The following is an 18,295-nucleotide window of genomic DNA, read 5'->3' as shown; positions in this document are numbered from 1 at the left end:
GTGGATCAGTTGGCGGCCGGTTTGGGATCGACCTGCCAGGTTTCGTTCACAAGCTTGCCGTCGCGGTAGGTCAGCACGTAGCGTACCTTGACCTGGATTTTCCCGTCGAAGCGTACGGTGGCAACCACTGTGGCGCCCTTCGGGTTGGCCGTTTCGTCGATGCCCATGACGGTCACGCGGGCCGGCCCGGCCGCAGCGCCGAACTTGTCCCAAACCGCGCCGATGGCTACGGGGCCGGTATAGGTGCCGTCCAGCGGGCCGCCTACCCAGGTCAAGCGCGCGTCGTCGGCGTAGTCGCGCACGATGGCGGCACGCTCGCTGGCGCCGACTGCCGCAATATGTGCCTGGGCGGCGTCGAGGGCCGGTCCTGCGAAGGCCGGATGTGTGACACCAGCAGTGATGGCAAGTAGAAGGGCAAGAGGTGCAGTTTTCATGGTGGGCTCCCTGGGTGGATGTGATAGAACGAGCTGTTCCTACTTGGGTGAACGGATCTGCAGCTGCTTTATTCCATTTCAGCGCATTTATTTTTTCGTCTGCCCGCTAGAGCAGCAGCCTGCCGTGATTTCACGTGCACGAATTACGTTTTCGAACGTCGCGGTGGCACGACTACGGTAGCGCTCCGGATGGCGCAGCATAGAAAACGTGCGCGCCGCGAGGTCACGCTGGACGCGCCAACAGTCGGGCATGCAGGTCCGCAGCGGCCAACAGTTCCGACATTACGGTGGTGAGCAGGCCAGACATCACAGCGCTGTGTATGGCAGCGTTCAACGCGAGTTCAACGACGATCTGTGGCACTAAAGGGGATACGGGGTGCGTACACGGCGGCTTTCGAAAGTCCAGCGGATGTCGGCGCCGGCTTAAACTAGAAATACCTGTGAGTGTGCTGGTACGAATGCTGTACGCCGGCGTTACATACAGAGCTCGAATACGTACAACAGACCGACCGTCGGGTCAGCCCGATGCTAGCGTGTCCGATGGAGCTACTAACTCTGGTAGGACCGGCTGTCCACCCATTGCGGATCAATGCCTCGCCTTGGGAAGTCGTTCAACAACCTCGCGCAAGGCGATGCAACGATTCGAATAGCTTTGATCTATGTCGAATGTGGATTAATACTCTTCAGGCGACGGGCAAGACGTTATTTTTGTTTCCATCTCAACTGCGTTTAGAGTCCGCGCAATGAGGTCAGTTCATTTTTTCGATACGCTTTTAGTACGAGGGAAGACCTCCGTCGGCGGCTCATGCTTCCGGTAGAGGTGCAGAACTAGCTGAAGCTTTGTTGTCTCGACATCGTGCATAAGGTCTGCTTTGGGTCTTGGATTCAACCGGTCGACGCAACACACTAAACTCTGCGTAAGCAGAAGGAGTGTTGCAGATGAAGCAAAAACCGAGGATTTATTATACGGAAGCCCAGAAGGCGCTCATGTGGGAGCGCTGGAAGAAGGGTGAATCACTTCAGCAAATTGCCCAGCTGTTCGATCGAAACCACTCGTCGATACAGCGAATTCTTGCCGAGTCTGGCGGCATCCGGCCTGCACAAAGGCAGCGCTCAAGATTGGCTTTGACCTTGGCTGAGCGGGAAGAAATATCGCGCTCGCTAGCCACTGGTCAACCCATCCGTCGGATTGCTCAATCACTTGGACGAGCACCTTCTACTATCAGCCGCGAGATCAGTCGCAATGGTGGCAAGACGAGCTATCGAGCTGGTTGTGCCGACGCCGCTGCCTGGAAGCGAGCCCATCGTCCCAAGTGCTGCAAGTTGGTGGACAATCCCGTGTTGGCGCGCGTTGTGGCTAGTAAACTCCAACTACAGTGGTCGCCAGAGCAAATTGCCGGGTGGCTCAAGCATACGTTTCCAGGCAACGAGGATTACCAGGTGTCGCATGAAACGATTTATCGCAGCCTCTTCATTCAAGCCCGTGGTGCGCTGAAGAAGGAGCTGCTGGAGCATCTTCGGCGAACCCGGGTCATGCGCCGATCGCGTCATCATACGCAAAAGAAAGATAACCACGGCAGGATCAGGGATACGGTATCGATCAGCGAACGCCCTGCCATGGTGGAGGACCGAGCTGTACCGGGCCATTGGGAAGGAGACCTGATGTTTGGAGACCGAAACAGCCAGATCGCCACCCTCGTCGAGCGCCATACTCGTTACGTGATGCTGGTAAAAGTCGCGAGCAAAGATACCGAAACAGTAATCAACGCATTGATTGATAACGCTCGTCAGCTACCCCAAGAGCTCTATCAATCACTGACTTGGGATCGTGGCAAGGAGATGGCCGACCACAAACGCTTTACGATGGCAACCGACATCGATGTCTACTTTTGCGATCCGCACAGCCCTTGGCAGCGTGGTAGCAATGAAAATACCAACGGACTGCTGCGCCAGTATTTCCCCAAAGGCATCGATATCTCCGAGTACTCGCAGGCCCAGCTTAACGAGGTAGCCCGCAAATTGAACGAACGGCCAAGGAAGACTTTAGAATACCAAACACCCGCTGAACGATTCAGCCAACTTGTTGCGTCGACCGGTTGAATCCAAGGTCGTAAGCGGACGCTACCGAACCGTCCGTTATGGGGCATTAGCGGACATCGCAATAGATCAGCAATCGGTCAGAAGGTGATTTTTTTCAGCCTCGTAATTATCGGTCAGCGAAGAATGTTCGTGGAGAAAGGTGCTAGGCAGTAGCTCTACGTCAGGTAGATGTAGAGCTACTGCGAACTACATAAGAACACCGCGAACTCACTGCGAAGTTTTCTGAGACACTGCGAAGTATTCTGAGAACCTACACTTTGGGTTTTACACCACCGAACCGAGCTTGAAGATCGGCAGATACATCGCCACCACCAGCCCGCCGATGAGGACGCCCAGGATGACCATGATCATCGGCTCCATCAGCGAGGACAGGGCGGCGACGGCTTCGTCGACCTCGTCTTCGAAGAAGTCCGCGACCTTGCCCAGCATGCCGTCGAGCGCGCCGGATTCTTCGCCGATCGCGACCATCTGGGTCACCAGGCTGGGGAAGACGTTCACGTTCTGCATCGCCACCGTCAGGCTGGTGCCGGTCGAGACTTCGGTCTGGATGCGGCGGGTGGCGTCGAGATAGACCGCGTTGCCCGAGGCGCCGCCGACCGAGTCGAGCGCTTCGACCAGGGGCACGCCGGCGGCGAACATGGTGGCCAGGGTGCGGGTCCAGCGCGCGATGGTGGCCTTGCGGATCACGTCGCCGAAGATCGGCAGGCGCAGCAGCAGGCGGTCCATGGCCTGCTGCATTTTCAGCGAGCGGCGCCAGGACTGGAAGAAGAAGTAAATGGAACCGAAGATCGAGCCGAAGATCAGGTACCACCACTCCACGAAGAATTCGGACATTCCCATCACGATCAGGGTCGGCGCCGGCAGGTCGGCGCCGAAGCTGGCGAACACGGATTTGAAGGCCGGGACCACCCAGATCATGATCACGGCGACCACGATGAAGGCGACCGCCAGGATGGCGATCGGGTAGGTCAGGGCGGACTTGATCTTCGATTTCAGCGCCAGCGTCTTTTCCTTGTAGACGGCCAGGCGGTGCAGCAGGTCTTCCAGGATACCGGCCTGTTCGCCGGCGCCGACCAGGTTGCAGAACAGCGGATCGAAATAGCGCGGGTACTTGCGGAAGGCGTTGTTCAGGCTGGTGCCGGTCTCGATGTCGGCGCGGATATCCAGCACGAGTTTCGACATCGACGGATTGGCGTGGCCCTTGCCGACGATATCGAAGGCCTGCAGCAGCGGCACGCCGGCCTTCATCATCGTCGCCAGCTGGCGCGTGAACATGGTCAGGTCTTTGTCGGTGATCTTCTTGCCGCTGCGGTAGACCCGCTTCTTGACCTTGGTGACCATGATGCCCTGGCGGCGCAGGGTCACGTTGACGATCGCCTCGCCGCCGGCGCGCAGTTCGCCGCGCACGGTCTTGCCGGACTTGTCCTTGCCTTCCCAGGCGTAGACCGCTTCCTTGATTTGCGCGCCGCCGCGGCCGCGGGTGGTGAGGGAGGTAGCCATCTGAATCCTATTCGTTCGTGCAACCAAGCACTTCTTCGAGGCTGGTCAGCCCCTGTTTTACTTTCAGCAGGCCCGAGCGGCGCAGCGAATTGACGCCATCCTTCTCGGCCTGGGCGGCGATCTGCATCGAGTTCCCGCTGGCCAGGATCAGCGCCTCGATCGCGGGCGAAATCGGCATGATCTGGTAGATACCCACGCGGCCCTTGTAGCCGGAGCCGAGGCAGCGTTCGCAGCCGACCGGGCCATACGGCTTCCAGTCGGAATCGAGGTCGCCTTCGCGGTAGCCGGCCGCCAGCAAGGCGTCGCGCGTCATCTCGAGCGGCTGCTTGCAGGTGCACAGGCGGCGCGCCAGGCGCTGCGCCGTGATCAGGATCACCGAGGAGGCGATATTGAAACCCGCCACGCCCATGTTCATCAGGCGCGTCAGGGTCGACGGCGCGTCGTTGGTGTGCAGCGTCGAAAACACCATGTGGCCGGTCTGGGCGGCCTTGATCGCGATGTCGGCTGTCTCCAGGTCGCGGATCTCGCCGACCATGATGATGTCCGGATCCTGGCGCAGGAAGGATTTCAGCGCAACCGGGAAGGTGAGGCCGGCGCGGTCGTTGACGTTGACCTGGTTCACGCCGGGCAGGTTGATCTCGGCCGGGTCTTCCGCGGTCGAGATGTTGATGCCGGGTTTGTTCAGGACATTCAGGCAGCTATATAAAGAGACCGTCTTGCCGGAACCGGTCGGGCCGGTCACCAGCACCATGCCGTAGGGACGCGAGATGGCGCCGAGCAGCAGTTCGCGCTGGTCGGGGTCGTAGCCGAGGGCGTCGATGCCCATTTGCGCCTGGGTCGCGTCCAGGATACGCATGACGGTCTTTTCGCCGAACAGGGTCGGCAGGGTGCTGACGCGGAAATCGATGGTGCGCGTGGCCGACAGGATCAGGCGCATGCGGCCGTCCTGCGGCACGCGCTTTTCCGAGATGTCGAGCTTGGCCAGCACCTTGATGCGCGAGACCAGCTTGTCGCGGATCGACAGCGGCGGCATCGCGTGGTCGCGCAGCACGCCATCGACGCGCATGCGGATCCGGTAGTATTTTTCGTAGGGCTCGAAGTGGATGTCCGAGGCGCCCAGGTTCACGGCGTCCATCAGGATCTTGTTCAGGAAGCGCACGATCGGCGCGTCTTCCACTTCGTTGGTCGCTTCCAGCGGCGTGGCGGTCTGCTCTTCTTCGGCGAACTCGATGTCGCCTTCTTCGCCGGCCAGGTCGCCCAAAGCTTGCTCGGCGCTCTTGGTCAGGTTCGCGAGCAGGGCCAGCAGGGCGTCGTGGGCGACGATCACCGGCTCGACCGCGGCCTCGCTCTGGAACTTGATCTGGTCCAGGGCCTGGGTATTGGTCGGGTCGGAAATGGCCACCGAAAGCCGGTTGCCGCGCTTGGCCAGTGCCACCACGCGCTGGGCCGCCATCAGTTTGGCGTCGATCGCGCCGGCCGGCAGCGCCTCGATGCTGAAGGTGGCCAGGTCGAGCAGCGGATAGCCGAAGGTCTCGGCGCAGAAGGCGGCCAGCGAGGCCGCGTCGAGCGCCTTGTCGGCGATGATGGCGTCGATGAAGGCGGTGCGGTCGCCCGCGGCCTTCTTCTGCAGGGCATCGGCTTGCGCCGCCGTCAGCCGTCCGGCCTGCACCAGCGCGCGCGCCAAACCTGACATCGGTGTGCCTGAAGTCGGGTTCGGGAGGACTGCTGCCATATGCGCCGTGTAATTAGAGGTACAACAAGAGGGCCGCACCAGGCTGTTTCGAGGCGGCAGACTCCTCGGATGATGCCTACAGGCATCAACTTTGTAAAGCGTTTCAACTTGACTTAGATGCGTACGCGCCACGTAGTCGAAAAGCCATGACGCCCCGTGTGCCGGGTTTGTTGGCGCGGGGCTAACAGCTGTTGTCGGCGTGTATAGCGTTGGCTTTAACAGTCTTGTTTTAATGCCACGGCTTCACGCCCCGGTGACGGTGAACCGACCCGTAGGGGTCATTGAGGCCAAGGGCCTCGATGACGGGTTCACCGGGCGGGTTTCCCGCCCACGCGTTCAACCGGCTCTTGATCTGTCGCGATTGATCTGCCGTGCGTTGAACGCGTGGGCGGCGCAACCGCAGCGTGATCGTTAGCCACCCGGGTAGAGCCGCCCACCCTACGTCCCTTCGGCAAGCACAAAAGAATACCGGCGCCCTCAGGCGCCGGTATGGACTTCACGCAAGCGTGCGCGGGTGGTTCAACGCAGTGCCAGCGGCGCCGGGCGGGTGTTGATCGCGTGGCTGCCTTGCTCGGCCAGCTTGAACACCGACAGCGCGCCGTTCAACTGGCCGGTCTGTTCGGTAAGCGATTCCGCCGCCGCCGAGGCTTCCTCGACCAGGGCCGAGTTCTGCTGGGTCATTTCGTCCATGCTGTCGATGGCGCGGCCGATGTCTTCGATGCCTTCGCTCTGGCGCTGGCCCGCAAGCGTGATCTCGGCCATGATGTCGTGCACCTTCCTGACCGAGTCCACGATCTGGCCCATCGTCACGCCGGCCTGGTCGACCAGCGCGCTGCCGGCGTTGACCTTCGAGACCGAGTCGCCGATCAGTTCCTTGATTTCCTTGGCTGCCGCTGCGCTGCGCTGGGCCAGGTTGCGCACTTCGCCGGCCACGACCGCGAAACCGCGGCCCTGTTCGCCGGCACGCGCCGCTTCGACCGCCGCGTTCAGCGCCAGGATGTTGGTCTGGAAGGCGATGCCGTCGATGACCGAGATGATCTCGACGATCTTCTTGGCCGAGGTATTGATGTCGCCCATCGTGTTGACCACGCCGCCCACCACTTGTCCGCCGCGGGTGGCGATGTCGGTCGCCGAGACCACCAGTGCGTTCGCTTCGTTGGCGTTGGCCGCGTTCTGGCGCACGGCGCCGGTCAGGTCCGTCATGGCGCGCGCGGTGCGCTCCAGGCTCGAGGCCTGCGATTCGGTGCGGCCGGCCAGGTCGGCATTGCCGCTGGCGATTTCGGCGCTGGCGACAGCAATGGTCTCGGCCGAGCTCTTGATCTCGGCGACCATCGTCGCCAGGCGCGCGCGCATGTCCTTCAGTGCGACGAGCAGGCTGGTGCTGTCCTTGGCGTCGGTATGGATCTCCATCGCCAGGTCGCCGGCCGCAACGGCGCGGGCGATTTCGCGGGCATATTCCGGCTCGCCGCCGAGCTGCTGCCAGATCGTGCGCACCACGAACCACGACACGATGGCCAGGCTCAGGATGACCACCAGCGCGGTCAGGATCATGGTCCACATCACGCGGTCGACGTTCGCGGCGCTGCTGGCGATGCCGGCGGCGAACTGCTCCTTGGCTTTCGCCTGGGTCTGGTCGAGATCCTTGGTGAGGATCGCGAGGGTGCTCTGCATCTTCGGCACCACGGCTTGCGGGTCGCCCTGTTCGAGTTCGAGCATGATGCGCGCGGCCGACAGCGCCGGCGCATAGTAATCGTTGAATTCCTTGAGCAGGCGCGCGCCGTTGCCGGCCTGGCCGTCGATCGCGCCGAACTGCTTGAGGTGGGCGCGGATGGCCTCGGCCTGCTTGCCGACGACCTCGATGCGCTCCTTGTCGCCTTCGGTGACTGCGTCGCGCAGGCCGTCGGTGATCTCCTTGACTTCGAGCGTGAGCGTTTTCGATGCGTCGAGCACCGGATAATCGGTGCGCTCGGTGGAATTGATCGACTTCAGGGCGTCGTTCGCGATGGTCGCGGACAGGCCAACGCCGAGGCCGAAAATCAGGGTCGAAATGACCGGTAGTGCCCAAATCCTGCGTTTGATGCTCATGTTCTCGTCTCTCTCCACGTGCTGCTGACAATGACAACCGACTGTGCGTACTGTTTCAGCTAAAAAGCCCTGCCGGCTGGGGAGCGGGCAGGGCTGGACTTCAGCGATAACGCTTCTCGTCTTGTTTACGGCGCGGTGAAGACAACCTTGACGGTCGCGTCGACAGCGCTTTTCTCGATATAGCCGATGGCTTTCGGGTTGGCGGCGACGGCGGCCTTGACGGCGGCGCTGTTGGCGACTTCCTTCGGCATCGTGGCCTTGCCGGTGAAGACCAGCTTCGACCACAGGGCCTTGGCCTGCGAGGCTTCCTTGTCGGTCACCTTCTTGTAGAACTCGCCACGGATCGGCGCGTCTTCAGGCTGGTCGATCGGGGTCATGCTGCTCGACTTACCGAGGAAGAACTGGGCGATCTGGTCTTTCGACATGGTCGCTTCAGCAGCCTTCGGGTTGACGACGACGACGACTTCGGCCAGTGCCGGCATCGAAACGGCGAGGACGGTGGCGGCGACAGCCGCTTTCAACAGTTTGTTCATGGCGTGTCCTTAGAAAACGAAGTCGATGGCGACGGCGCCAACGGTCACGTCACGATTGAAGCCGTCGCTCGGGTTCAGCATCAGGCCGCTGCCGATGGCTGGCTTGACGCGATCGATCTGCGCCTTGAATGCCAGCGAACGGTAGAAGTCCCAGCGCACGCCGATCGAGGTCGAGCTTTGCGCACCCTGGCCGAGGCCGGTGTACGGCAGGCGGCTGGCGCCGGCGCTCAGTGCGGCCAGGGTCGGGGTGCAGGCTGCAGGGTAGCCGGCAGGGCAGGCAGCAGGCACGACATTGGCCGGGTAGCCGTCGATCGAGATCTTGCTCTGGATGAAGTAAGGCAGGACCTTGCCGATACGATAGCCGCCCATCACGTACCAGGAGCTGGTGTCATTGATATAGGCATCGACCTTGCGCTTGGCGAATTCGGTCTGGACAACGATGTTGTTCCAGTCCATGCCCAGACCCACCGAGGTGAACGAGGCTTTCTTCTCGGTCGGGTCGAGCTGGTCGGCCATCGCGTTCAGTTGCGGGAAACGGTAGCCGGTGCCGGTTGCGCGCAAGCCAGCGAGCAGCGTGTTGAGGCTGGCCGAGCCGCTGATCGAGACCGTCGAATCGACGCGGCCGACGCGGGCGGTGAACGCGCCGTGTTCGGCAACGATGCTCAGGGCCGACATCTTCTTGCTCTTGGCGGTCACGCCGCCGGCGATCGGTGCTTCGGTGCTGCCGTAGGCCAGCTGGCCGGTGACGCTGGTGTCGCCGAAGCTGTGCTGGTAGGTGGCGTCGATACCGTCCAAGCCGTTGAACGGCACTTGCGAGTACATCTCGACCGGAGGACGCAGGAAGGTGTTGGCATAGCCGACGTTGCGGTAATCCGAAATCATGAATGCCGGCAGGCCGATACGGCCGACGCGCATGCTGAACTGGTCGTTGAAGCGGGCCTTGGCGAAGGCCCAGGCCAGTTCAGCACCGAAGTCGTCCTCAGCGTCGCGGCGTACCAGGCCTTGCGCGGTGAACGAGAGCCAGCTGTTGATGCCGACGTCAGCCTGCAGGCCGAGGTTCGAGTCGACGCCGGTGCGTGGATCCTTTTTGGCGCCGGTGGCCTGGTTTGGACGGCCGAACTCGGCTGCGTCGGTGTTGGTCCACGTCAGGGCACCAGTGCCGAAGCCGCTGATCTTGACTGTTGGGCCTTGCGCTTCTTGCGCGAAGGCCGAGGAGAGTGCCAACGGCAAGGCCAGTACGGCGGCGAAAATCTGCTTATTCATAAGACAACCTGTAACAGATGCTGCGTTTATAAGATTTACTTCTTGTTTGAAGCACTTGCACGCGGTTGCATGAAGTGACGGAAATGATTCTATCCATGCGGCAAAAGTACTGACAAGAAAAAGCGCGCTGATGTAGGATAAATACCCGTACATACATCGCGCGCTGTTGTTTTGTAGAAACAGAAAATCCGGTAACGATAGTCTATTAACAAGATTTCATAAACAAATATTATTTAATTCCACCAATGCGAAGTCGCCCCCATTTCGGGCAGGCGGGCCTGCACGGCTTCATCAATCAGCCCGGCGCGCACGGCCTGCTCAGCCGTGTAAATCCGGGCATTGCCGAACAGGTGAGGGCGGATATCATGGGTTTCGGCCGCGCCCTTGGTTGCCTCGTCGAAAATGGCCGCATAGCGTTCGGCGTCGAAATCGAGGCATTCGCGCCACTCCGAGACGCGCGAATGGTCGGCCGCCACGAGGTTGCCGAAGCCCCAATGCAGTGGATGGACCAGGAAGCGCGCGCCCGGACAGGCATAGCGCTTGGTTCCTGCCAGAAAGATAACGACGCCGACCGATTCGACGCTGCCGATATTGAAGGTGGTCAGCGGAATCGGCAAAGATTTGAGGAAAAAGTAGAGTGCGAAGCCGGCCGTCATGTTGCCGCCTTCGGTCGACATGTGCAGCTCGATCTCGGTCGCGCCGTTTTGAAGTGCCTGCAGGCACAAGTTGCGGACGTTACAGGCCGAGTTGTGATTGATCGGTCCGATGAAATGAACAATGTGCAAAGCCATTGGCCCTCCTGTCTGAAGGCTCAGGATAGCAATTTTTTGCAGGCAAGGGCGTTCAGCTGCCCCGGTAGGTGGAATACGACCAGGGCGTGACCACCAGCGGCACGTGGTAATTCTGGCTTGGGTCGGCCACGCCGAAAGCGATCGTCACGCGGTCGACGAAACGCGGTTCCGGCAAGGCCACGCCCTGGGCCGCGAAATAATCGCCGGCAGCAAAGACCAGTTCGTAGCGCCCGGCGGCCAGGAAAATGCCCTCAAGTAGCGGCGCATCACAGCGGCCGTCCTGATTGGTTGTCGTCTGCAGCAGCAAGGTGCGGCTTTCCCCGTCGACGCTATACAACTCGATGGCCACTCCGGCGGCCGGCCGGCCGTGCGCGGTGTCGAGTACGTGGGTGCTGAGTTTGCCCATGGTTCCCCTATACGAAGGTGGTGAAAGTGTCTATCTTCCTGATCATATACCGATGCTGTTGCGTCAATATATGATCGGCGATATATCCCTCATCCTCGAGAGCTCCATGGCACCAGACTATCCGCGCGACCTGATCGGCTACGGCCGCACCCCACCGCATGCCCAATGGCCCGGCGAAGCCCGCATCGCCCTGCAGTTCGTGCTGAACTACGAAGAGGGTGGGGAGAACTCCACCTTGCACGGCGATCCGTTTTCGGAGACTTTTTTATCCGAAATCATAGGGGCGCAGGCTTTCCCGATGCGCCACATGAGCATGGAGTCGCTCTACGAATACGGTTCGCGCGCCGGCCTCTGGCGCCTGCTGCGCATGTTCGAGGAGAGGAAACTGCCGCTGACGGTGTTTGGCGTGGCGATGGCGCTGCAGCGCAATCCCGAGGCGGTGGCCGCTTTCCGCGAGCTGGGCCACGAAATCGCCTGCCACGGCCTGCGCTGGATTTCGTACCAGAACGTCGACGAAGCCACCGAACGCGCCCATATGGCGGAGGCGGTCGATATTCTGCGCTCATTGACTGGCGACGCGCCGCTGGGCTGGTACACCGGGCGCGATTCGCCCAACACGCGGCGCCTGGTCGTCGAGCACGGCGGCTTCGCATACGACGCCGACTATTACGGCGACGACCTGCCGTTCTGGCAAAAGGTCGCGCACACCGGGCCGGACGGTGCGGCGATCGAAACCCCGCACCTGGTCGTGCCCTACACCCTCGACACCAACGACATGCGCTTTGCCGCCATGCAGGGGTTTAATTCCGGCACCCAGTTCTTCGACTACCTGAAAGACGCCTTCGACGTGCTGTATGCGGAAGGCGACCCGAATGGCCTGAACGCGCCTAAAATGCTCTCGATCGGACTGCATTGCCGCATCGCCGGCCGCCCGGCACGCGCTGCGGCGCTGGCGCGTTTTCTCGATTACGTGGTGCAGCACAAGCACGTGTGGGTCACGCGCCGCATCGACATCGCCGAGCACTGGAAAAAGACCCATCCGTTCAGCGGCTGATATATGGAATCGATGATAATCAAAATCCATTATTCGATATAGTTTACCGGGGCCGCGAGGGAGTATCCTTCACGCTGGGCACAATCCGAGACAAGCATGGCCGAACCGATCCGCTTTTATTTCCGCAACGCCGTCCACGCCGTGACCGATGTGGCGCCGACGCAAACCATCCTGCAGCACCTGCGGGAGGACTTGCGCTGCACCGGCACCAAGGAAGGCTGCGCCGAGGGCGATTGCGGCGCCTGCACGGTCGTCATCGGTTCGCTCGAAAACGGGCAACTGGAAATGAAAGCGGTCAATTCCTGCATCCAGTTCATGCCCACGCTCGACGGCAAGGCCTTGTTCACGGTCGAAGACTTGCAGCTGCCTGATGGGCGCCTGCACCCGGTCCAGCAGGCCCTGGTCGACTGCCACGGCTCGCAATGCGGCTTCTGCACGCCGGGTTTTGCGATGTCGTTGTGGGGCATGTACCTGAAACAGGAAGGGCAAGCTCCCTCGCGCTGCCAGGTCGACGACGCCCTGTCCGGCAACCTGTGCCGCTGCACCGGCTACCGCCCGATCATCGAGGCGGCCGGGCGCATGGTCGAATTGCCGCGCGCCGAGTTCGACCGCGGCGCGGTGCGTGAGGCGCTGCTCATGCTCCAGCGCAGCGAAGGCACGACCTACATATATGAAGGCCGCAGCTTCCATGCGCCGCGCACGCTCGCTGAACTGGTGGCGCTGCGCAGTGCCCATCCGCAGGCACTGATCCTGGCCGGCTCGACCGACGTCGGCCTCTGGGTCACCAAGCAGATGCGCGAACTGAACGACATCATCTATATCGGCAACGTGCTTGAATTGAAGGCCGTGCGCGAAGCCGATGGCATGCTCGAGATCGGCGCCGGCGTGACGCTGCAAGATGCTTACGCGGCTGTGTGCCGTCACTATCCGGATGAATTGAGCGAGATGTGGCAGCGCTTCGCCTCGCTCCCGATCCGCAACGCCGGCACGCTGGGCGGGAATGTCGCCAATGGCTCGCCCATCGGCGATTCGATGCCCTGGCTGATCGCCCTCGGCGCGCGCCTGGTATTGCGCGGCGCAGGCGGCGAACGCGAACTGGCGCTCGAAGACTTTTATCTCGGCTACCAGAAGAAGGATATGCAGCTTGATGAATTCGTCGCCGCGCTGCGCGTGCCGCTGCCGCAGGATGGCGTGCGTTTTCGCACCTATAAACTGGCCAAGCGCTTCGACCAGGATATTTCGGCCGTCTGCGCCGCCTTTGCACTCACGCTCGATGGCGTCGTCGTGACCGAAGCGCGTATCGCTTTCGGCGGCATGGCGGCCACGCCGAAACGCGCCGCGCAGGCCGAGGCGGTGTTGACCGGCCGCGCTTGGAACGAAGCCGCATTGGTGGAGGCGATGGCCGCGCTGGCGCAGGACTACGCGCCGCTGTCGGACATGCGCGCCTCCAGCAGCTATCGGATGAAGACCGCGCAAAATCTGCTGCGCCGCTTCTGGCTCGAGACGCGGCTGGAGAACCCGCTGCCGCCAAGCGCAGTCAACGCATTCGCAGCCGCGTAAGGAGATCAGCATGAACGACGCAGGCGCACCAGCAATCAAGGCGGCGGCGTGGAGCGCGATCGGCCGCGCCCGGCCGCACGAATCCGCGACGCTGCACGTGTTAGGGCAGGCCACCTATACCGACGACATTCTCGAGACGGCCGGCACGCTGCATGCGGCGCTGGGGCTGTCGAGCAAGCCGCACGCGAACATCCTCTCGCTCGACCTGGCGCCCGTACGCGCGGCGCGCGGCGTGGTGGCCGTGCTGTCGGTACGCGACATCCCCGGCACCAACGACTGCGGCCCGATCATCCACGACGATCCGATCCTCGCCGATGGCAAAGTCGAATACGTCGGCCAGCCGATTTTTATTGTCGTCGCCGACACCCACGACAATGCGCGCCGCGCCGCGCGCCTGGCCCAGGTCGAGTACGAAGAACTCCCGGCTATCCTCACGCCGCAGGAGGCGCACGCCGCCCAATCGTACGTCGTGCCGCCGATGCGCCTGGCGCGCGGCGACGCCGAAACCGCCTTCGCGAACGCGCCGCACAAGGTCGCGGGCAAGCTGTATGTCGGCGGCCAGGAACAGTTTTACCTGGAAGGCCAGATCGCCTACGCCATTCCCGGTGAGGACAATGGCATGCTGGTGCAATGCTCGACCCAGCACCCGAGCGAGATGCAGCACGTGGTCGCGCATGCGCTGGGCCTCAATTCGCATCACGTCGTGGTCGAATGCCGCCGCATGGGCGGGGGCTTCGGCGGCAAGGAATCGCAGTCGGCGCTGTGGGCCGCCGCCGCCGCCATTGCGGCGAACAAGCTGAAACGTCCCGTCAAACTGCGCGCCGACCGCGACGACGACATGCTCGTCACCGGCAAGCGCCACTGTTTTTACTATGAATACGAAGTCGGTTACGACGAAGCGGGGCGCGTGCTGGCCGCAAAAGTCGACATGGTCTCGCGCGCCGGCTACTCGGCCGACCTGTCCGGCCCGGTCGCCACGCGCGCGGTCTGCCACTACGACAATGCCTATTATTTGTCGGACGTCGACATCCGCGCCGCCTGCGGCAAGACCAATACCCAGTCGAATACGGCCTTCCGCGGCTTCGGCGGCCCGCAGGGCGCGATCGCGATGGAATACGTGTTGGATGAGATCGCGCGCGAACGCGGCGTCGATACGCTCGACATCCGCAAGGTCAATTTTTACGGCAAGCTTGATCGCAACGTCACGCCTTACGGCCAGGCCGTGGTCGACAACGTCATCCACGAACTGGTGGCCGAACTCGAAACCTCGAGCGACTACCGCGCACGGCGCGAGGCCATCACCGCCTTCAATGCCACTAGCGAAGTGCTGAAAAAGGGCCTGGCGCTCACGCCCGTCAAATTCGGCATCGCCTTCAACGTCACCCACCTGAACCAGGCGGGCGCGCTGGTGCACGTGTATGTCGACGGTTCCATCATGGTCAATCACGGCGGCACCGAGATGGGGCAGGGCATCAACACCAAGGTGATGCAGGTCGTCGCGCACGAACTGGGCGTGGACATGGACCATGTGCGCGCCACTGCCACCAATACCAGCAAGGTCGCGAATACCTCGGCCACGGCGGCGTCGACCGGGGCCGATTTGAACGGCAAGGCGGCGCAGGATGCGGCGCGCCAGATCAAGGAGAGACTTGCCGCCTTCGCCGCCGCCCAGTACGGTGGTGAAGCCGGCGACGTGCGCTTTGCAAGTGATACAGTCTTCGTCAACGAGATGGAAGTGCCGTTCCCGGCGCTGGTGCAAAAAGCCTATCTGGCGCGCGTGCAGCTCTGGTCCGACGGTTTCTATGCCACGCCCGGGCTGTCCTGGGACGCCAAGACCATGAACGGCCGCCCGTTCTCCTACTTCGCCTACGGCGCGGCGGTGTCCGAAGTCGTGGTCGATACGCTGACCGGCGAATGGAAGCTGCTGCGCGCCGACTGCCTGTACGACGCCGGCAAGTCGCTTAATCCGGCGATCGACCTGGGCCAGGTCGAAGGCGCCTTCATCCAGGGTATGGGCTGGCTCACCACCGAGGAACTCTGCTGGAACGAGGGCGGCAAGCTGATGACGCATGCCCCCTCGACCTACAAGATCCCGGGCGTGTCCGACTGCCCGCAGGATTTCCGCGTGCGCCTGTTCGAGAACAGCAATGTCGAAGACAGCATCCACCGCTCGAAAGCGGTGGGCGAACCGCCGCTGCTGCTGCCGTTCTCGGTGTTCTTCGCAATTCGCGATGCCATCTCCAGCGTCGGCGGCCACAAGGTCAATCCGCCCTTGAACGCGCCGGCCACGAGCGAAGAAATCCTCGACGCCATCGCTGTCGTCGTAGCCGCCGTCAGCGGCCAGGCCTGATGGACGACTGGCTGCAAGCTGCGCTGCGGGCGCCGGCCGTGCTGGTCACGGTCGCCATCGTCGAAGGCTCGGTGCCGCGCGAGCCGGGCGCGAAGATGCTCGTCATGCAGGACGCCTTTGCCGGGACGATCGGCGGCGGACACCTGGAGCACCGGGCGATCGAGATTGCGCGCAGCATGCTGAAAGAGGGCGGGGCGCCGCGGCTGGAGCGCTTCGCGCTGGGGCCGAGCCTGGGCCAGTGCTGCGGGGGGATTGCGCACCTGGCGTTCGAGGTGACGGACCGGGATCAGTGCGTCGTGCTCGACGGCCGGCGCCATACCGATACATGGCGCGTCATGCCCGTAGGGTGGGCGGCTTTGCCGCCCACGCGTTCAACCGGTGCTGGCATTGACGGGCAATCCGATGTTCATGCGCGCGCTGAACGCGTGGGCGGGGGACCCGCCCACCCTACGTGGGCGTTGTTCAAGGCCGATGGCGTGCAACTGGCGGGGGCTCCTGTTCCACCCTTCGACCGCGCCCGCGGCACACACGTCTTCACCGATACCGACGGCCGCCGCTGGCTCGTCGACGCCATCCTCGCCCCGCGCGCACACCTGATGCTGTTCGGCGCCGGCCACGTTGGCGCGGCCATCGTGCGCGCGCTCGCCGAGCTGCCCTGCCGCGTCACCTGGGTCGACGAGCGCGAGGACCTGTTCCCGGCGGACGTTCCCGCCAACGTGACGATAGAGGCCACCGACATTCCCGAGGCGATGGCGGAAGAGGCCGCGCCCGGCACCACTTTCCTGGTGATGACACACAGCCATGCACTTGACCTGCGCTTGTCAAACGCGATACTGTCCCGTCCCGGCCATGACTGGTTCGGCCTGATCGGGTCCGATACCAAGCGCCGCCAGTTCGAGCACCGCCTGCGCGAGCGCGGGATCGCCGGCCATAAAATCGAGGCCATGGTCTGCCCGATCGGCCTGCCCGGCATCGCCGGCAAGGCGCCGGCCGTGATCGCCGCCTCCGTCGCGGCGCAATTGCTCACCGTCTGGGAGGGCCGTGAGAACGGCGCCCCCAGCCACCCTGACGTTTCTCCGGAATTGAACTGATGTCCACCGTACCGACTACCGTGCAAGCCTACCGTGCGAGCTTGCTGCATTTTCACGCCGACCCGGCCTTTGCCGCCGATGCGTACTCCTGGTTCGAGGATGGCCTGCTGGTCGTCGAGGACGGCCGCATCAAGGCCGCCGGCGACTATGCGCAGCTGGCGGCGACGCTGCCGGATGGCGTCACGCCGCACGACTACCGCGGCCAGATCATCACGCCCGGCTTCATCGACACCCACATCCATTATCCGCAGACGGACATGATCGCCTCGCCGGCGCCCGGTTTGCTGCCCTGGCTCGAGACCTACACCTTCCCGACCGAGCGCCAGTTCGCCGACCCGGTCCACGCGCGCGCCACCGCCGAGTTCTTCCTCGACGAGCTGACCCGCTGCGGCACCACGACCGCCGTCGTCTACTGCACCGTGCACCGCGAGTCGGTCGACGCCTTTTTCGAAGCCAGCGAAGCGCGCAACCTGCGCATGGTGGCCGGCAAGGTGCTGATGGACCGGAATTGCCCGGACTTCCTGCGCGATGCGGACGGGCAGATCGGCGAGAGCGAGGCCCTGATCAACAAGTGGCACAAGCACAAGCGCTCGCTGTACGCGATCACGCCGCGCTTCGCGCCCACATCGAGCCCGGCCCAATTGCAGGCCATCGCCGAACTGGCCAAGGCTTATCCGGACACCTTCATCCAGACCCACGTCTCGGAAAACCAGGACGAAGTGAACTGGGTGCGCGAGCTGTATCCGCAGGCGCGCAGCTATCTCGGCGTGTATGACGGCTATGGCCTGATGCGCCCGCGCGCGCTCTTCGGCCACTGCATCTGGCTGGACGACGAAGACTTCGCGCGCATGGCGGCCACCGGGTCGGCCCCGTCGGTATGCCCGACCTCGAACCTGTTCCTCGGGAGCGGCCTGTTCGACTTCGAAAAAGCCGACGGCGCCGGGGCGCGGGTCACGCTGGGCACCGACGTCGGCGCCGGCACCTCGTTCTCGATGCTGCAGACGATGAACGAAGCCTACAAGGTCGCGCGTTTAAAGGGCAGCTACCTGCCGGCGCTGCGCATGTTCTATCTCGCGACCCTGGGCGCGGCGCGGGCGATGGACCTGGAAGGCACGATCGGCAGCTTTGCCGTTGGGGCGGAAGCGGACTTCATTGTCCTCGATCCGAAGTCGACGCCGCTGCTGGCGCGCCGCAGTTCGCATTGCAATTCATTGGAGGAACAGCTGTTCGCGCTGGCGCTGTTGGGCGACGACCGGGCGATTCGGGCGACGTATGCGGCGGGTGTGAAGGTACATGAGCGGGGTGGGGCTGTTGCCTGATACGTTGTTGGTGCCTTGAATCCGCGTGGGCACGGGGTGCCCACCCTACGGTCACCGTCAACGGCGAGATCATACGA

At 62.9% G+C, this 18,295-nt stretch carries 14 protein-coding genes; 6 read left to right on the top strand and 8 right to left on the bottom strand.

What is annotated here, in order from left to right; all coding sequences use genetic code 11:
- Window positions 1-5: 5 nt before the first annotated feature.
- Window positions 6-434, bottom strand: coding sequence for a nuclear transport factor 2 family protein (locus NMB41_RS19580; RefSeq protein ID WP_259213780.1), 429 nt, complete (start codon window positions 432-434; stop codon window positions 6-8).
- Between the two features lie 939 nt (window positions 435-1,373).
- On the opposite strand from NMB41_RS19580, the gene NMB41_RS19575 reads away from it, so the two are divergent.
- Window positions 1,374-2,534 carry an IS30 family transposase gene (locus tag NMB41_RS19575; protein WP_494379472.1) on the top strand — a complete coding sequence of 387 codons (1,161 nt, stop codon included), beginning with the start codon at window positions 1,374-1,376 and terminating at the stop codon, window positions 2,532-2,534.
- Between the two features lie 264 nt (window positions 2,535-2,798).
- On the opposite strand, the gene NMB41_RS19570 is transcribed toward NMB41_RS19575, so the two are convergent.
- The 7 genes from NMB41_RS19570 to uraH all read right to left on the bottom strand — a co-directional run bounded on the left by NMB41_RS19570 (window position 2,799) and on the right by uraH (window position 10,844).
- Window positions 2,799-4,034 carry a type II secretion system F family protein gene (locus NMB41_RS19570; RefSeq protein WP_494379471.1) on the bottom strand — a complete coding sequence of 412 codons (1,236 nt, stop codon included), beginning with the start codon at window positions 4,032-4,034 and terminating at the stop codon, window positions 2,799-2,801.
- A 7-nt stretch (window positions 4,035-4,041) separates the two neighbouring features.
- Entirely contained in the window at window positions 4,042-5,727 is a 1,686-nt protein-coding gene (pilB, locus tag NMB41_RS19565; protein ID WP_494379470.1) for a type IV-A pilus assembly ATPase PilB, read from the bottom strand.
- 558 nt (window positions 5,728-6,285) lie between these two features.
- Window positions 6,286-7,851, bottom strand: coding sequence for a methyl-accepting chemotaxis protein (locus NMB41_RS19560; RefSeq protein ID WP_494379469.1), 1,566 nt, complete (start codon window positions 7,849-7,851; stop codon window positions 6,286-6,288).
- 125 nt (window positions 7,852-7,976) lie between these two features.
- Complete coding sequence (locus NMB41_RS19555; RefSeq protein WP_494379468.1) at window positions 7,977-8,384, bottom strand: hypothetical protein; 408 nt, start codon at window positions 8,382-8,384, stop codon at window positions 7,977-7,979.
- 9 nt (window positions 8,385-8,393) lie between these two features.
- On the bottom strand, window positions 8,394-9,647 hold the full coding sequence (locus NMB41_RS19550) for a hypothetical protein (protein WP_494379467.1): 1,254 nt from the start codon (window positions 9,645-9,647) through the stop codon (window positions 8,394-8,396).
- A gap of 233 nt (window positions 9,648-9,880) precedes the next feature.
- A complete protein-coding gene (locus NMB41_RS19545) occupies window positions 9,881-10,438 on the bottom strand; it encodes a ClpP family protease (RefSeq protein WP_494379466.1) in 558 nt (185 codons plus the stop codon).
- A gap of 52 nt (window positions 10,439-10,490) precedes the next feature.
- Window positions 10,491-10,844 (bottom strand): hydroxyisourate hydrolase, encoded by a 354-nt coding sequence (gene uraH / locus NMB41_RS19540; protein WP_494379465.1) that lies wholly within the window; start codon window positions 10,842-10,844, stop codon window positions 10,491-10,493.
- Window positions 10,845-10,950: 106 nt separating this feature from the next.
- Here uraH and puuE point away from each other — a divergent pair, with 106 nt between their 5' ends.
- The 5 genes from puuE (at window position 10,951) to guaD (ending at window position 18,218) form a co-directional block, all read left to right on the top strand.
- Window positions 10,951-11,898 carry an allantoinase PuuE gene (puuE, locus tag NMB41_RS19535; RefSeq protein WP_494379464.1) on the top strand — a complete coding sequence of 316 codons (948 nt, stop codon included), beginning with the start codon at window positions 10,951-10,953 and terminating at the stop codon, window positions 11,896-11,898.
- A 96-nt stretch (window positions 11,899-11,994) separates the two neighbouring features.
- On the top strand, window positions 11,995-13,458 hold the full coding sequence (gene xdhA / locus NMB41_RS19530; RefSeq protein WP_494379463.1) for a xanthine dehydrogenase small subunit: 1,464 nt from the start codon (window positions 11,995-11,997) through the stop codon (window positions 13,456-13,458).
- Between the two features lie 10 nt (window positions 13,459-13,468).
- Entirely contained in the window at window positions 13,469-15,808 is a 2,340-nt protein-coding gene (gene xdhB, locus NMB41_RS19525) for a xanthine dehydrogenase molybdopterin binding subunit (protein ID WP_494379462.1), read from the top strand.
- Window positions 15,808-16,899 (top strand): xanthine dehydrogenase accessory protein XdhC, encoded by a 1,092-nt coding sequence (gene xdhC / locus NMB41_RS19520; protein ID WP_494379461.1) that lies wholly within the window; start codon window positions 15,808-15,810, stop codon window positions 16,897-16,899. Before xdhB ends, xdhC begins: the two co-directional genes overlap by 1 nt.
- Window positions 16,899-18,218 (top strand): guanine deaminase, encoded by a 1,320-nt coding sequence (guaD, locus tag NMB41_RS19515; RefSeq protein ID WP_494379460.1) that lies wholly within the window; start codon window positions 16,899-16,901, stop codon window positions 18,216-18,218. The genes xdhC and guaD overlap by 1 nt, the downstream gene beginning before the upstream one ends.
- Window positions 18,219-18,295 lie beyond the last annotated feature (77 nt).

The organism is Massilia sp. FBCC-B171 (assembly GCF_059134155.1).
Note: the sequence above shows the minus strand (reverse complement) of the source record. Positions and strands in the feature narration are given on the sequence as shown.

Coding starts and splice junctions, on each gene's coding strand:
- pilB (WP_494379470.1), bottom strand. CDS start 5,727: ATGTCAGGTTTGGCGCGCGCGCTGGTGCAGGCCGGACGGCTGACGGCG.
- uraH (WP_494379465.1), bottom strand. CDS start 10,844: ATGGGCAAACTCAGCACCCACGTACTCGACACCGCGCACGGCCGGCCG.
- NMB41_RS19580 (WP_259213780.1), bottom strand. CDS start 434: ATGAAAACTGCACCTCTTGCCCTTCTACTTGCCATCACTGCTGGTGTC.
- xdhB (WP_494379462.1), top strand. CDS start 13,469: ATGAACGACGCAGGCGCACCAGCAATCAAGGCGGCGGCGTGGAGCGCG.
- NMB41_RS19545 (WP_494379466.1), bottom strand. CDS start 10,438: ATGGCTTTGCACATTGTTCATTTCATCGGACCGATCAATCACAACTCG.
- NMB41_RS19570 (WP_494379471.1), bottom strand. CDS start 4,034: ATGGCTACCTCCCTCACCACCCGCGGCCGCGGCGGCGCGCAAATCAAG.
- xdhC (WP_494379461.1), top strand. CDS start 15,808: ATGGACGACTGGCTGCAAGCTGCGCTGCGGGCGCCGGCCGTGCTGGTC.
- NMB41_RS19575 (WP_494379472.1), top strand. CDS start 1,374: ATGAAGCAAAAACCGAGGATTTATTATACGGAAGCCCAGAAGGCGCTC.
- puuE (WP_494379464.1), top strand. CDS start 10,951: ATGGCACCAGACTATCCGCGCGACCTGATCGGCTACGGCCGCACCCCA.
- xdhA (WP_494379463.1), top strand. CDS start 11,995: ATGGCCGAACCGATCCGCTTTTATTTCCGCAACGCCGTCCACGCCGTG.
- NMB41_RS19550 (WP_494379467.1), bottom strand. CDS start 9,647: ATGAATAAGCAGATTTTCGCCGCCGTACTGGCCTTGCCGTTGGCACTC.
- guaD (WP_494379460.1), top strand. CDS start 16,899: ATGTCCACCGTACCGACTACCGTGCAAGCCTACCGTGCGAGCTTGCTG.
- NMB41_RS19560 (WP_494379469.1), bottom strand. CDS start 7,851: ATGAGCATCAAACGCAGGATTTGGGCACTACCGGTCATTTCGACCCTG.
- NMB41_RS19555 (WP_494379468.1), bottom strand. CDS start 8,384: ATGAACAAACTGTTGAAAGCGGCTGTCGCCGCCACCGTCCTCGCCGTT.